General features: G+C 26.4%; 17 protein-coding genes. 15 read left to right on the top strand and 2 right to left on the bottom strand.

Features of this window, described 5'->3' with window-relative positions:
• Positions 1–9: 9 nt before the first annotated feature.
• Positions 10–1,305, bottom strand: coding sequence for a flagellar protein export ATPase FliI (gene fliI, locus KJR01_RS00635; protein ID WP_214115846.1), 1,296 nt, complete (start codon positions 1,303–1,305; stop codon positions 10–12).
• Positions 1,302–1,841: a GTP cyclohydrolase I FolE gene (folE, locus tag KJR01_RS00630; RefSeq protein WP_214115845.1), complete on the bottom strand. Its 540-nt coding sequence runs from the start codon at positions 1,839–1,841 to the stop codon at positions 1,302–1,304. Before folE ends, fliI begins: the two co-directional genes overlap by 4 nt.
• A 76-nt stretch (positions 1,842–1,917) precedes the next feature.
• Between folE and tig the strand changes: the two genes are divergently transcribed.
• The 15 genes from tig (at position 1,918) to KJR01_RS00555 (ending at position 15,526) form a co-directional block, all read left to right on the top strand.
• Entirely contained in the window at positions 1,918–3,207 is a 1,290-nt protein-coding gene (gene tig, locus KJR01_RS00625) for a trigger factor (RefSeq protein ID WP_214115844.1), read from the top strand.
• A complete protein-coding gene (gene clpP, locus KJR01_RS00620; protein WP_214115843.1) occupies positions 3,204–3,791 on the top strand; it encodes an ATP-dependent Clp endopeptidase proteolytic subunit ClpP in 588 nt (195 codons plus the stop codon). Before tig ends, clpP begins: the two co-directional genes overlap by 4 nt.
• A gap of 9 nt (positions 3,792–3,800) precedes the next feature.
• Positions 3,801–4,814 carry a GGDEF domain-containing protein gene (locus tag KJR01_RS00615; protein WP_214115842.1) on the top strand — a complete coding sequence of 338 codons (1,014 nt, stop codon included), beginning with the start codon at positions 3,801–3,803 and terminating at the stop codon, positions 4,812–4,814.
• The gene (gene def, locus KJR01_RS00610; protein WP_214115841.1) at positions 4,804–5,322 is read left to right on the top strand and encodes a peptide deformylase; all 519 of its coding nucleotides are present in this window, start codon (positions 4,804–4,806) and stop codon (positions 5,320–5,322) included. The genes KJR01_RS00615 and def overlap by 11 nt, the downstream gene beginning before the upstream one ends.
• A 657-nt stretch (positions 5,323–5,979) precedes the next feature.
• The gene (locus KJR01_RS00605) at positions 5,980–7,467 is read left to right on the top strand and encodes a flavocytochrome c (RefSeq protein ID WP_214115840.1); all 1,488 of its coding nucleotides are present in this window, start codon (positions 5,980–5,982) and stop codon (positions 7,465–7,467) included.
• Positions 7,468–7,812: a cytochrome c3 family protein gene (locus KJR01_RS00600; protein ID WP_214115839.1), complete on the top strand. Its 345-nt coding sequence runs from the start codon at positions 7,468–7,470 to the stop codon at positions 7,810–7,812.
• On the top strand, positions 7,809–8,324 hold the full coding sequence (locus KJR01_RS00595) for a cytochrome c3 family protein (RefSeq protein ID WP_214115838.1): 516 nt from the start codon (positions 7,809–7,811) through the stop codon (positions 8,322–8,324). The genes KJR01_RS00600 and KJR01_RS00595 overlap by 4 nt, the downstream gene beginning before the upstream one ends.
• Positions 8,321–8,980, top strand: coding sequence for a response regulator transcription factor (locus KJR01_RS00590; RefSeq protein ID WP_214115837.1), 660 nt, complete (start codon positions 8,321–8,323; stop codon positions 8,978–8,980). Before KJR01_RS00595 ends, KJR01_RS00590 begins: the two co-directional genes overlap by 4 nt.
• Positions 8,943–10,574, top strand: coding sequence for a sensor histidine kinase (locus KJR01_RS00585; protein ID WP_214115836.1), 1,632 nt, complete (start codon positions 8,943–8,945; stop codon positions 10,572–10,574). Before KJR01_RS00590 ends, KJR01_RS00585 begins: the two co-directional genes overlap by 38 nt.
• A complete protein-coding gene (locus KJR01_RS00580) occupies positions 10,567–11,799 on the top strand; it encodes an FAD-binding protein (protein WP_214115835.1) in 1,233 nt (410 codons plus the stop codon). Before KJR01_RS00585 ends, KJR01_RS00580 begins: the two co-directional genes overlap by 8 nt.
• 44 nt (positions 11,800–11,843) lie before the next feature.
• On the top strand, positions 11,844–12,197 hold the full coding sequence (locus KJR01_RS00575; RefSeq protein WP_214115834.1) for a diacylglycerol kinase: 354 nt from the start codon (positions 11,844–11,846) through the stop codon (positions 12,195–12,197).
• Positions 12,194–12,919 (top strand): Nif3-like dinuclear metal center hexameric protein, encoded by a 726-nt coding sequence (locus KJR01_RS00570; RefSeq protein ID WP_214115833.1) that lies wholly within the window; start codon positions 12,194–12,196, stop codon positions 12,917–12,919. The genes KJR01_RS00575 and KJR01_RS00570 overlap by 4 nt, the downstream gene beginning before the upstream one ends.
• A gap of 9 nt (positions 12,920–12,928) precedes the next feature.
• A complete protein-coding gene (locus KJR01_RS00565; RefSeq protein ID WP_214115832.1) occupies positions 12,929–13,633 on the top strand; it encodes a zinc ribbon domain-containing protein in 705 nt (234 codons plus the stop codon).
• Between the two features lie 17 nt (positions 13,634–13,650).
• On the top strand, positions 13,651–14,781 hold the full coding sequence (locus KJR01_RS00560; protein ID WP_214115831.1) for a glycosyltransferase N-terminal domain-containing protein: 1,131 nt from the start codon (positions 13,651–13,653) through the stop codon (positions 14,779–14,781).
• The gene (locus KJR01_RS00555; protein ID WP_214115830.1) at positions 14,768–15,526 is read left to right on the top strand and encodes a pseudouridine synthase family protein; all 759 of its coding nucleotides are present in this window, start codon (positions 14,768–14,770) and stop codon (positions 15,524–15,526) included. Before KJR01_RS00560 ends, KJR01_RS00555 begins: the two co-directional genes overlap by 14 nt.
• Positions 15,527–15,648 lie beyond the last annotated feature (122 nt).

Raw genomic sequence — 15,648 nt, 5'->3', positions numbered from 1 at the left:
TAATTCGGATTAATTAATTTGCTCAAGCATACTTAAAACTTCTTCAAAAGCAAAAGCTTCATCATTTCCTTGTCTTAAAAAATCATTCATATAATCTTTTTTACTCATTGCAAAATCAAGCTCTTTATCGCTACCTTTTACATAAGCACCAATTCTAATTAGAGTTTCGTTTTCTTTTAAAACTGAATTAAGCCTTTTAAACTTAGCAGCATTTTTTTTATGTTCAGGCGTTACCACATCTCCCATAACCCTACTTGCTGAATTTTGAATATTAATCGGAGGATATATTCCAAAATCAGTCAGGCTTCTATCTAATACGATATGCCCATCAAGAATTGACCTACTTTGATCAGCAATAGGATCGCTCATATCATCTCCATCAACTAGCACGGTAAAAAATGCTGTAATAGTTCCTTTACCTTCTTCTTTACCAGCTCGCTCCATTAATTGCGGCAATAGATTAAATACACTTGGTGGATAGCCTTTAGCAGTAGGCGGCTCTCCAAGAGCAAGACCGATTTCGCGTTGAGCCATAGCAAAACGAGTAACGCTATCCATTATAAATAATACATCCATTCCTTGCTCTTTAAAAAATTCAGCCACACTCATAGCACAAAATGCCCCATATTTACGCATTAATGCACTATCATCGCTAGTCGCAACTATCATAACGGTATCATCCATTTTACCACCTAAATTCTTATGTATAAACTCAGGAATTTCTCTACCACGCTCACCTATTAAAGCAACTACTTTAACGGCTGCAGGGGCATTTTTAACTATCATTCCCATAAGAGTTGATTTACCAACCCCAGAACCAGCAAAAATGCCTAATTTTTGTCCTACTCCACAAGTTAAAAGCCCATCAATACTTTTAATACCAACAGGAAAAGGCTCACTTATAAGCCCACGCTTAAGTGCATCTATTGGTGCTCTTAAAATAGGCATCATTTTACTTGGTGTGATTTTTTCTTTTCCATCTTTTGGACGCATAAATGGATCAACCACACGCCCAAGTAATTCCATAGAGCAAGGAATTTTCATTCCTGCTTCTTCTAAAAATGCTTTATCTCCGATTTTAAAGCCTTCTACAAAATCAAAAGGGCTTAAAAATGAAATATGCTCTTCAATCTTAACAACCATTGCATAAGCGGTTTTTTCTTCATTTTCAAGTCTTATAACATCGCCTACGCTAGTGATTAATCCTTTAATCTCTATACTAATTGCAGAGATTTTGTATATAAAGCCAAAATTTTGTGAAATTGGTATTTTTGATATTTTATTTTTAAGTTTTTCTAAGTTCATTTTATTAGTGAATAAAATTCTTTCCTAGTTCTTTCATCGCTTAAAAATATGCCTTTAAGAGAACTTGTTATTGTTTTAGAATTTACTTTTTGAATTCCACGCATTTGCATACATAAATGCTCAGCTTCAATAGTTACAGCAACACCTTTTGGCTTTAATATTTCATATAAAGCTAGGCTAATTTGTTCGCATAATTGTTCTTGGATTTGCAATCTTCTTGAATAAACTTCAATAAGTCTAGGTAATTTTGAAAGCCCAACTACTTTTCCATTAGGTATATAAGCAATATGAACTTTTCCAAAAAATGGTAATAAATGGTGTTCGCATAAGCTATAAAAATCAATGTCTTTTACTAAAACCATTTCATTGTTATCAGTGTTAAAAATAGCTTCGTTTAAAATTTCTTTTGGATTTTTTGTATAGCCACTACATAAGAATTCATATGATTTTTGAACCCTTTCAGGTGTTTTTACTAATCCTTCTCTATTTGGATTTTCACCAATTTTTATTAATAAATTTTTAATTAAGTCTTGCATTCTTTACCTTTATATTTTGCCAATGATTAATTTTTTTAGCTAGAATTGTGCGAAATATTTTACAAAAGGTAGTTTAATGAAACTTAGTACAACAAAAATTGATGAAATTAATTACTCAGTAAGTGGTGTTATAGAAAAATCTTTAATAGATGAAAAGGTTAAAGAAATAGCTGTAAAAGCTAGTAAAACTATGCAAGTTGCTGGTTTTAGAAAAGGCAAAGTTCCTGTAAATGTTGTTTTAGATAGATATAAAGATTCTTTACTAAAAGACGCAGAACAAGAAGCGATTACAAGTGCTTATAAAAATGCAGTTAAAGAAACAGGTAAAGATGAAAAAGAATTAATCGGCGAGCCAAGCTTTAAAAAATTCGATAGAAAAGATAGTGGAATTGAATTTGAATTCGTAGTTTCTTTTAGACCAACAATTGATTTAAGTGGTTATGAAGCATTAGTTCCTGCATTAAAAATAGAAGAAATTAAAGAAAAAGATATTAAAGCTAGAAAAGAAGCTATGCTTAAGCAATTTGCTCCATTAGAAAAAACTAAAAAACAAATCTTAAAAAAAGGTGATTATGCTAAGTTTGATTTTGAAGGATTTGTTGATGGCGTTGCTTTTGAAGGTGGTAAAGCAGAAAATTATATGCTAGAGATTGGAAGTGGTCAATTTATACCAGGATTTGAAGATGGTATGATAGAGCTTAAAGTTGGCGAAGAAAAAGATATAGAAGTAACTTTCCCTGAAAATTATCAAGCAGCTCATTTAGCGGGTAAAAAAGCAGTATTTAAAGTGAAATTACATGAAATTCACGCAAGAAAATTACCTGAAATTGATGAAGAAATGCTTAAAAAATTACTTCCTGGTGTAGAAAACCCAACTGAAGCAATTTTAGATGAAAAAATAAAAGAACAATTAGAAACAGAAGCTAAATTTAAACAAATTGATGAAAAATTAAAACAAGAATTTGTTGAAAAAATGCTAGAAAAATATACTTTTGCAGTTCCACAAAACATTTTAGAACAAGAAACTAACTTACAATTTAATCAAGCTGCAAGAAGCTTTAGTAAAGAAGAATTTGATAAATTAAAAGATGATAAATATTTAGAAGAAAAAAGAAAAGAATATGAAGCAGAAGCTTTAAAAAGCGTAAAATTAACTTTCATTGTTGATGAATTAGCAAAATTAAGAAATGTAGTTGTAAATGACCAAGAAGTAGCACAAGCTATTTATTTTGAAGCTTTAAGATACGGAATGGATCCTAAACAACTAATAGAAAACTATACAAAAAATGGCACATTACCAGCTGTTAGAATGAGTTTGGTAGAAGAAAAATTATTTGCTGATTTATTTTTAGGAAAAGATAAATGAGCTACATACCTTATGTAGTAGAAAAAACTAGCAAAGGCGAGAGAAGTTATGATATTTACTCTCGCTTACTTAAAGATAGAATTATTCTTTTAAGTGGTGAAATAAATGATGATGTAGCTGCTAGCGTAGTTGCACAATTATTGTTTTTAGAAGCTCAAGATTCTACTAAAGATATTTATTTGTATATAAATAGTCCTGGTGGAGTTGTAACTAGTGGTCTTAGTATATTTGATACAATGAATTATATTAAACCTGATGTTAGTACAATTTGTATAGGACAAGCTGCTTCAATGGGAGCATTTTTACTTAGTTCTGGAGCTAAAGGTAAAAGGTTTGCTCTTCCAAATGCTAGAATTATGATACATCAGCCTTTAGGCGGTGCAAGAGGTCAAGCGACTGATATTGAAATTCAAGCAAAAGAAATTTTAAGATTAAAAGCAATGCTTAACAAAGTATTAGCTGAAAATACCGGTAATAAATTGGCAAAAGTTGAGAAGGACACTGAACGCGATTATTTTATGAGTTCAGAAGAAGCTTTAAAATACGGACTAATTGATAAGGTATTAGAAAAAAGTTTTAAATAGGATAGGGCTTTGAATAAAGAGATAATACACGATGAATCTCCTAAGATTCAGAAATTAAGCGGTGGAGAATTTGAGAAATTTACTCAACAAGTAATTAAACAACTTATAGAGGATAATGTTCCACCAACTCCTACTAATTATTCTATTTATTTTGAAAAAATGTTAGATACTAAGCCTATGGCCTTTAAAAAAAGAGTAACAGAAATGATTACTTATGAAAAAGAAGACCAAAGTAATAAAGTTGCTGTAATAGAACAAGACATTAAAGAAACCTTTGTAAATATAAAACAGCTAGTAGGTTCTATTGCAACAATTTATAAAAATATAAGCACAATGAAAGCTTTAATTAAGAAAAAAATAGGCGATTTGAGTATTGCTACCGGTTCTTTATCTATTCAAAATATTTTAAGGTCTTTAGATAGTGATATGGCTAAACTCACCACAGCCCTTGATATTCAATTAAATAGTATAAAAAAAGGTTATGATGAGATTGTAAAAATACATAATAGGGTAAATGAGCAGAGTGAATTTGATGATAAATTCGGAGTGTTTAATAAAAGATATTTATATAATAATATTACTCAAGACATAGAAGATATTAAAAAATATGGTTATTCAATATCATTGATGTTTGTAAAGATTAAAGATAGTTTATTAAATACAATTGAATTACAAAAAGATAAAAATCTTTTGATGAGAAATGTTGCGAAATTATTATTAAAAACCTCAAGAAGAAGCGATGTTGTGGCACATTATGGAGATGGTATTTTTGTAATGGCAATGAAACATACAAATATAGTTAATGCAAAAAAAGCTTGTGAGAGAATTTCAGACTTATTTTACAATACAACATTTTTTATAAATGATAATGAAATTGATATTAATATAGAAATGAGCGTTGTAGCACTTAGTGGCGATAATTATGAAGAACAGATTCTTGAGGCTATTAGCGTATTACCGAATACTGGTAAAAATAAAGAAATTTATGCTGTAGTTGGAGATAGTGAAGAAAATGATGCTTAAATTAATAACTTATCCTAATAAATTATTATTTACTAGGAGTGAAGAAGTTAAGGTATTTGATGAAGAGTTACATACATTTTTAGATGATATGTATGAAACTATGATTTCATCTAGTGGTATAGGTTTAGCAGCAATACAAGTTGCAAAACCTTTAAGAATATTTTTGATTAATTTATTAAATGAAAATGAAGAACAAAATAAAGATGATTTGATTGAATTTATTAATCCAATAATAACACCTATTGGAGAAGGAACGCAAGTTTATGAAGAAGGTTGTCTTAGTGTTCCTGGTTTTTTTGAAGAAGTAACTAGATATAATAAAATTAAAGTTGATTATTTAGATAGATTTGGAAATCAAAAAACTTTAGAAGCTGAAGGGCTTTTAGCAGTTGCTATTCAACACGAAAACGACCATCTTGATGGACATTTATTCATAGAAAAAATATCATTTAGCGGAAGAAAAAAATTAGAAAAACATTTAAAAAGTTCTAAAAAGCCTAAAAAATAATTATGGCTTTTTAGATTATTGTTTATATCTTCATTTATTTTGCAAAATAATTTATACTTTTATAATTCATAGTAATATTTTAAAAAGTATAAAAATATTTATTGTTAAAATCTTTTGGAATTTAATTTGCAATGCTTTTATAGAACTTACTTTGTATTATGCTTGTAGTTTAAATTATTTGATTAGTTTATAAATATTATTAGACAGATTTGATATTTAAAACTTAAGTGAATATTAAAAATTACGCAGCTTATAAATATAGTAATTTATATTAATTTAAATAAAATAATTGGTTTTAATAAGATATTAAAATACTTAAATTGATACTAAAAATTAAAATTGTAACTAAGCAGAAAAAATCGGATATTGTTTTTTTATTACAAAATAATTTTTAACAACACAAGCACTAAATACTTGATATTTTTATAAGATTTTCATTAGTTATTTTATACTTTTAAAAACTATTAAACAAATCTAGAAATTAAATTAATATCAAGATTTTAAATATTTTATAGGTAATATATCATTTCTATAATTTAAAATATTGACTATCTTAGATTTAAAATTTATATTAAAATCTTAAAAATAAATTTATATTTGACACTTTTTTGCCACTACATATTTTTATAATAAATTGATTTTTTAGAAGGAGTATAGATGTTATCAAGGAGAAATTTTATAAAAGGAGTAGCAGGAGTTGGCCTTAGTGCACCTTTAGCATTAAACGCTAATGATAATTTAGGAAAAGACATAAAATTTGATGAAATAGCTGATGTTATTATAATCGGAAGTGGTGTGAGTGCTCATATTTGTGCTGCTTATTTAGTAAAGAATAAAATTGATGTTTTAATGATTGAAAAGATGGATAGAATTGGTGGTAATTCAGTTCTTTCTCAACAAGATTTTGCTGTTCTTAATTCAGATTTACAAATTAAAGCTGGCATAAAAGATAGCGAAGAATTATTTTTAAATGATTTAAATAAAGCTGGAGCTGGATATAATCATTTAGAACATTCTTTAAGAATTATAAGAAATTCAAATGAAGCATATGAATTTGCTAAAAGTTGTGGGGTTAAATATGCTGATAAGCTTAAGTTTTTAGGCGGTCATAGTGTTGCTAGAAGTGTTGAGACTATTGGCGGTGGCGGTGCTTGTATTAGCACTTTAAATGAATTTTTTATAAAACATAATGGAAAGATTAAAAACGAAACTAAATGCGATGAAATCATTCAAGATGAAAGTGGCAAAATAATTGGCGTAAGCGTTAGAGAAAATTATAGATTTAATAGAAATCTAGCAAATGATGATAGAGAGAATTTAAGTGGAGATAAAAAACACTATAAAGCAAGGCTTGCGGTAGTTTTTGCATCAGGTGGATTTAGCCGTGATATTGAGTTTAGAAGTATAGTAAATCCTAGATTAAGACTAGCAAAAAGCCCTTCAAGTTTAGGTCAGACTGCTGGTGCATTAAAACAAATGTTAAAGGTAGGAGCAATCCCAACTCAATTAGCACTTAGTAGATTTTCTTTTGGAATTCCTACAGAAGATTTAATTTATGGGATTATGGTTGATTGCAATGCTAAAAGATTTTTAAATGAAGATGGGGATAGACAAGGTTTATCAAATAAAATCTTAGCTCATATGGAAAAGATTAACACAACAATTTATCCAATAATTATTTTTGATAGCATAGGATTTGCTAATTCGCACGACCCTAATAGAATGCAAAGTTTTATTACTGCAGGGAAAATGAAGAAATTTGATAGCTTAAGTGATTTAGCTAATAATTTTAAGCTTAATGAAAATGATTTATCAAATACAATGCAAGATTATGAAACAGGCATTTCAAATAATAAAGATGAGTTCAAAAAAGATTTAAGTAAGATTAAAAATTCTAGTATGAGTAAAGCACCTTTTTATGCAATGACAGCTGCACCAGGTCTTAGTTATACTCCAGGTGGTGTTTATGCTGATATAAATATGAGAGTTTTAAATATTAGTAACTATGAGCCAATTAAAGGGCTTTACGCGATTGGTGAGGCAACTGGTGGTGTTCATGGACAATCAAGGCTTACTAGTTGTTCTATTCCTGATTGTATGACTTCAGGAATTGCTTGTGCGAAAGATATTTTAAAAGGAGTATAAATGCAAAAATTATTAATGATTTTGATATTAAGTATTTTTGCATTAGGCAATGAATTTGCAATAAAACCACATCATATTGAAGTGAAATTAAAATGCACAGATTGTCATAAAGAAGCAAATGAAAAAGATTATAAAGCACTTGATTCTAATTCATGTCTAAGTTGTCATGGAAGTAAAGAGAAATTAGCAAAAAGGCTTGATTTTTTAAAAGGTAAAAACCCGCATAATAGTATTCATGATAATGCGAATTTAAATTGTTACACCTGTCATAATGAGCATAAGCCATCATTTAATATGTGTAATACTTGCCATAATACTAAAACTTGGATGAGGGAGATAAAATGAAAAAAACTATTATTTTTGTTTCATCTATTGTGGTTTTAACTTTAATTTTTGTGTTTTTATCTCATAAAGCTATACAAATGACTGGCGATGATAAATTTTGTGCAAGTTGTCATGTAATGCAACCGATGAAGGAAGCTTATATTAAAGATGTTCATAGTGGTAATAATAATCTAGGTATAAAGGCAAATTGTGTAGATTGTCATTTGCCACACGATAATATAGTAAATTATCTAAGCACAAAAGCTTATAATGGCATTAAAGAATTTAGTATCACTGCTATTGGAGCTGATGAAAAGATAGATTGGTATGAAAAACTCAATCATAAAAAAGATTATGTTTATGATAGTGGATGCTTAAAATGTCATCAAGATATTACTAAAATTAATTCTAAAAATGAAATGCAAAATACAATGCATAAAAGATATTTAGATTACGCAAATGAATTAAAATGTGTAAGTTGTCATACCCATGTAGGTCATGATGGTTTAAGGGGTAAATTAGATAAAAAATGAAAAAATACACAATTTTATATGCAGAAGATGATTTAAATCTAGCAAGTCAAGTTATTGATTTGCTAGAACTACTTGATTTTAATGTGCTTTATGCTAAAGATGGCTTAAGTGCTTTAGATATATATTTGGCTAAAAAGCCTGATATATTATTACTTGATATTTCTATGCCAAAACTTGATGGTTTAAATTTATTAGAAAATATAAGAAATTCTGATAATAAAATTCCTGCTATTATGATTACAGCTTTAAGTGATAAACAAACTTTATTAAGTGCAGTTGAGCTTAATATTTGCAAGTATTTAATAAAACCTTTTGATAGGATTAAACTTGAAGATGCTTTAAAAAAGGCTATAAAAAGTATTAATAATAAAATTAAATTAAGCAATAATATATATTTAGATATTGATTTAAATGAGTTATTAATAAATGATGAGATTATTAAGCTTAGCAAAAAAGAATTTTTATTGCTTGAAATTTTGTTAAAAAGTAGTCCTAACATTGTAGATATTTATAAGATTTGCGATTATGTATATAATGATTATGATGTAAGTTCTGATGCTATTAAATCACTCATTAAAAATCTTAGAAAGAAATTAGGCGATAAAGGTATAATTCATAATGCAAATTCTCGTGGATACTATATCAAAATTACTTAATATAAGCATTCGCAAAAAAGCTTTTATATTTGTTTTAACTTTGATTATTTTTTTATGTTTTATTTTGAATTTTTTATATATTTCTTGGCATAAAAATTATTTATTTCAAAACAAAAATAGTTTTAATGATAGGTTTATTTATTTTTATAATGATTTTTTAAATAATTTATTAAACAATACGCTTAGTATTAGTTATGAATTTGGTTCTAATTTAGATTATTTAAAAAATGATGAAAAGCTAAATAAATTAAATAAATTATTTTTAAATCTAAGCTCAAATGAGGCGTATTTAAAGGATATTAAATTATTTATTTTAAAAGAAAATATTTGCATAGAAAAAGATAAAATAAAATTAAATTGCCAATATGATTTTAATAATCAAACAGATATTTTACTTAGATTAAATACCGAACCAGTTTATTTAATTAATTTAAAAATAAATGAAAATTATGCGATTACTTATACAATAAGTGCAAAAAAATTATTAGATAATTTAAAAATTCAAGATGATTTTTTAGCTGCTTTAAAGTATGAAAATGAGTATTTTTATAATGAATTTGATTGGCAAAATAAAACTAAACTTTTAAAAAATGATGAAGATATAATTAAGTTAGATGATAAATATTATTTAAGTAATGAAATTATTTTAAATGATAGATTTTTAATATTGATTAAAAAAGATATTACAAAAGATTATAAAACTCATTTACATATAATAAAAAAGGCTTTTATAATTAGTGTGATTTTGGTATTTTTTGCTTTTATTGGGGTATATTTTGTTTTAGGATTTTTAATTAATAAATTATTAAAAACTGAAGAAAAACTAAGAAAATTAAATGCAAATTTACAAGAAGAAGTAAAAAATCAAGTTGAAATCATTAAGGCTAAATTAGATGAAAATACACAAAAAGAGCAATTGCTAAACCATCAATCAAAATTAGCTGCATTAGGTGAAATGATAGCTTGTATAGCTCATGAATATAGACAGCCATTAGCAACTTTAGGTGCAATTTCTAGTTATCTTGAGATTAGTTTAGAAAAACAAAAAATTGATGATAAGTTTCATCAAAAATTAAAAGAGATAAATCCTATTTTAAATTATATGTCAAAAACTATTGATGAATTTTATGATTTTTATAAGACAAAGCAAGAAAAAAGCTCTTTTTATGTTTATGAAGCTATTTTAAATTCTTTAACGATTTGTAATGCAAGCCTTACAAGGAATGCAATTAATACTACTTTAAGACTTGATAAGAATTTAAAAATAAATTCATATAAAAATAGTTTAGCTCATGCAATAATCAATCTCATTACAAATGCAAAAGATGCTTTAGTTAATATAAAAAATCCTTATATTATAATTAATCTTTATGCTTATAAAAATAATATTTACATTAGTATAAAAGATAATGGAATAGGGGTTAAAAAGGATTTAGAAGAAGAAATTTTTAAACCTTATTTTAGCACGAAAAATGGTTCAGGGCTTGGGCTTTTTATGATAAAAAATATTTTAAATAGCGAGTTAAATGCTGATGTATTTTTAAAAACTAGAAAAATTGGAGCTAATTTTTATATTAGGATTGCTTATGAATGAGTTGTTTTGTTTAATTGTAGGTAGTGGTATTAGTGGTTTAACATTGGCGAATTTATTGGTTAAACAAGATATTTTATTAATTGAGCAAGATGATGAATTAGGCGGAGCTAAGAGTTATTTAAATTTTGCTGCTAGTAATTCATCTTTTCAACAACTAGCAAATATAAAAGATGATAAATTTTATGATGATTTGATTTCTTATTCAACTAATTATGCTGATTTTACTTTATTAAAAGAGCTTAGTGAAAAATCAGCACAAGCTACTCAACTTTTAAAAAGTTTTGGGGTTGAATTTGAATTAGCTATATTAAATAGCTTAAATCATTCAGTTCCTAGAGAATTACACCCTTTAAAAAATGCTAAAGAAAGTGTGATAAATCCATTAATCAACAGATTGCTTAGTAAAAATGTAAATATATTAACTAAGGCTAAATTAATTGATTTTGATAATGGTATTGCAAGTATTTTACATAAAGATGAAATCATAAAAATTAAGGTTAAAAATATAGCTTTTTGCACTGGTGGATTTGCAAACGATAAAGAATTTATAAAAATTCATTATCCACTAGCTTATTATGCTAAAACTATGTCTAAGAACAATTCAAATTCTTTAAAGATTTTATTAAAAAATGGAGCAATCCCAACTCAATTAAGTCTAATGAGATTTGCTTTTGTTTTGCCTATGGATATTTTTAAATATGGAATTTTAATTAATTCTGATTTTAAAAGATTTGTTAGAGAAGATAGCTCAAGGCAAGATTTAGCAATAGCGATTTTAAATGAAATTAAAAATAATAAATTAGTTAAATTACTCCTAGATAATCACGGAATAAATTATATAAATGATACAAGTATATTTTACAAATACTATTCTTTAGAAGAAATTGATAAAAGATTAATTAATTGCGTTGATGAATACAATAGCTATTTTGGTAATAGGATTGATAAATTGGGTAAAAATCTTAATAATATTTCTATTAAAGCAATTAATAAGCCTATGTTTTATTTGGCTAATGTAGATGTTTATTTAAACTATACTTTAGGTGGGGTTAAATCAGATATATTTGCAAGAGTAGTTGATATAGATACTAATACAGCTAAGAATAATATGTTTGCTATAGGAGAAGTTAGTTCTATGTTTGGAGAAGCAAGGCTTAGTGGAGCTGCTAGCATAGCTTGTGTTGTATTTGCTATGAATGCTAGTAAATTTATGCTATCAATTTGAAAGTATTAATAATTTTTTTATAATCTAGCTAAATAGGAGAAAATATGAAGAAGAAATACTCATTTTTTAAAAACGCAAGTTATGCTTTAGCAGGGGTTAAAAGAGCTTTAAATGAAAGTGCTTTTAGGATAGAATTTGTAATAGGAATTTGCTTTATTTTATTTGCTTTATTTTATCCTTTTTCTTTATTTGAAAAGGCATTTTTAATAGGTGTTATTATTTTAGTATTTGCTGCTGAATGCTTTAATACTTCTATTGAGAGCGTTGTAGATTTGGCAACTTCAAAATACCATAAACTTGCAAAAGATGCAAAAGACTTAGGCTCTGCTGGAGTATTTTTTACTATTTTAATAGCTGTTTTAACTTGGCTTAGCGTTTTATATAAGGAATTTTTATGAAAATAAGTGAGATTTATAAGATTTTAGATGAATTAAGTCCTTTTAATACTCAAGAAAGTTGGGATAATAGTGGGTTAATTTTAAGTAATGATGATAGTTGCGAAAGGATTTATCTTAGCCTTGATTTAGATTTTAATCAAGTAAAATCATTTTTACCAAATTCATTGATTATTACTCATCATCCTTTGATTTTTAAGGGTATTAAAAGTATTAAAAATGATTATGCTGGTAATATTTTAAAAGAATTAATCAAAAAAAATTGTGCTTTAATTTCTATGCATACGAATTATGATTTAAGTCATTTAAATAGATATTTTTGTGAAAAGTTTTTAGGCTTAGAAATAATTGAAAGCGATGGGTTTTTAGCTTATGCTAAGAATAATTTTAAAGATATTTATGAATTGGCTGATTTTTTAAAGGCTAAATTAAACTTAAAAAAAATATCAATATCTTTAGCAAAAGAAATAATTCAAACTGATTTAATAGGAATTTGCACGGGTTCTGGAATTTCATTGGCTAGTGAGCTTAAGAGTAATATATTTTTAACAGGAGATATTAAATATCACGACGCTTTAGCTCTTAGTGAAAATAATATAAGTTTAATTGATATTAAGCATTATGAAAGTGAGATTTGTTTTGCTAATTCTTTAGCGAGTAATTTGCAAAAATTACCGATAGAGATTATAATCAGCTCTTCAAAAAATCCATTTTTAGAGTATTAAGGACATACTATGAATAAACACCTATCACAATTAGTAGAGCTTTCTAAATTAGATAAAGAAATAGATAGTTTTTTACCACAAATTGAAAGTGCTAAAAGAGAAGCGAACAATTTAGAAGATAAAATTAAAAGTCTTGAGAATAAAAATTCAAAATTAGAAGAAAGCATAAAAGAAATTAGTGAGAGTAAAGTAAAAGTAGAAAATCACATAGCTCAATTTTCAACAAAGATAAATGAAACAGCTAAAAAAATTGCTTTAGTAAAAACAGAAAAAGAAGCAAATGCTTTAAAATTAGAAGAAGAAATCGCAAGAGAGCAATTAGAAGCTGCAAATGAAGAAATATCAAAATTAGAAAAAATAGTAGATAATAAAAAAGAAGAAATTAAAGAAAATCAAAAAGAAATTACTAAATTAAATGATGATTTAACTATAGCAATAGCTAATCAAAAATCAGCACTTGATGCTATTGAAGAAAAAAGAAAAGAAATTTATGTAAGAAAAGATAAGTTAGCTAGCGAAATTGATAGCAAAGTTTTCGGATTTTATGAAAAAATTAGAAAATGGGCTAAGAATACTGCAGTAGTTCCTGTTAAAAAACAAGCTTGCTATGGTTGTTTTATGCAACTAAATAGCAAAACTTTTAGTGCAGTTTTAAAAAGTGAAGAGATTAATAACTGCCCACATTGTGGAAGAATTTTATACATAGAAGAGTAATTTTTATAATTTAAAAAATGTATTTTTTTTATATTCTTGTTTCTATTTTAATTTATCCTTTATTCTTATTGGCTTTAATTCCTTTAAGTTTTAAGGATAAATATTCTAAACTTTATCAAAAATTTTTACCATTCAAAAAGCATAAAATAGCAGATATTCATTTTCATTTTGCAAGTTATGGAGAAGCTGTCGCTTTAGGTGAGTTGATTAAATATTATAAAAATAAAGGTTTTAAAATATTACTTACTTGTTCATCAAAAACAGGACTTATGAAAGCAAAAGAATTTGATGATAATGCTTTTTTACTACCTTATGAGCCATTATTATATTTATGGCTTAAACCTGCTAAGACTTTAATAGTATTTGAAGCAGAATTGTGGTTGGCTTTACTTAAAATATATAAAGATTTTGATAAAAATACTATTTTATTAAACGCTAGAATGAAAGAAAATAGCTTTAAAAATTATAAAAAATTTAGTTTTTATTATGCAAAAATATTTTCATATTTTGATTTAATCCTTGCTCAAAGTAATGAAGATAAAGAAAGATTAGAATATTTTAATGCTAAAAATATAGAAGTTTTTACAAATATAAAGATTACAAATAAGCCAATAGTTACTAAGCAATTAAGCAAAAATAAAGAAATAATTTTAATTGCAAGCACTCACGAAAATGAAGAAGAAATAATTCTAAATAAGCTAGATAAAAATTTCTTAAAAGATAAATGTCTAATAATAGCACCAAGACACCCTGAAAGATTTCACAAGGTTGAAAAATTGCTTAATAATAAAGGCTTTAACATTGTAAAATATAGCAATGATTGTGATGGATATTTAAAAAGTGAAGTATTTTTGCTAGATACTTTAGGAGAATTGATTAATTTTTACTCAATTAGTGATTATGTGATTTTGGGTGGTTCTTATGTTAAAATAGGCGGACATAATTTCGCCGAAGCTGCGTTTTTTGGCTGCAAAATCACTTCAGGAACTAATGTATTTTCTCAATATTCAAGTCTAAAATGTATAGAAAATATAAAAATTAGTGATGATATTGATTTTACAAATGTTAAAAATGCTAAAATCAAAAACGAATATACTTTCAACGCATTATGCGAAATATTAGATAGGAAAATAAATGAAACAAGATAAAGCATATAAATTATTAGCAATTCAAGAAGGAATTTCAAATTCAGCTGCTAAAGAATTAATAGATTTAGGTTTAGTAATGCACGGGGGCAAAAGATTAGAGATTGCAAGGGGTCTTATGCCTGTTAATACTATTTTTAAACTTGCAAAACCAGAGCTTAGCGTATTGTTTGAAGATGATAATTTATTAGCTATTAATAAGCCAATTGGTATTGCGAGCGAACATATTAAAAATAATTACACTCTTTTAAATAGACTTGATAAGGATACAAGTGGCATTGTATTATTTGCTAAAAATGAAGAGTTTTTAAAGGCTGCAAAAAACGAATATAAAAAAGAAAAAGTGCAAAAACTCTACCTAGCAATTACTAATAAAATAGTAAGCGAAGGAATGGAGATTGATGAGCCGATTTTAACCATAAAAGGCAAAAGTGCATTTAGCAAAATTAGTAATAGCGAAAACGCAAAATACGCTTATACTAAAATAGAGCCTTTAATTATAGAAGGTAAAAAAACCTTATTAAAAGTGCAAATTGCAACAGGTAGAACTCATCAAATAAGAGTTCATTTAAATAGCGTTGGTCTAGGAATTTTAGGCGATGTTAAATATAGTAAAATAATTAGCTCAAGGCTAATGCTTCATTGTGCTAGGACAAAAATATTTGATTATGATATAAAAACTCCTATGCCAAATGATTTTCATAAAGACTTTGAATTAAAAGGGCTTAATTTAGACTTTTTATTTTAATTTTTAATGCTTTTAAGATAGTTTTTATTTTAAAAGCATTGGAATTTTATAAATTATACTTTACCAACGATAAAGCTTATAATTATTACACTTTGTTTAATTGCTGAAATTAAAATAAATCC

Origin of the sequence: Campylobacter sp. 2018MI10 (genome assembly GCF_018501175.1) — a bacterium.
Classification (GTDB): Bacteria; Campylobacterota; Campylobacteria; order Campylobacterales; family Campylobacteraceae; genus Campylobacter_E.
Note: the sequence above shows the minus strand (reverse complement) of the source record. Positions and strands in the feature narration are given on the sequence as shown.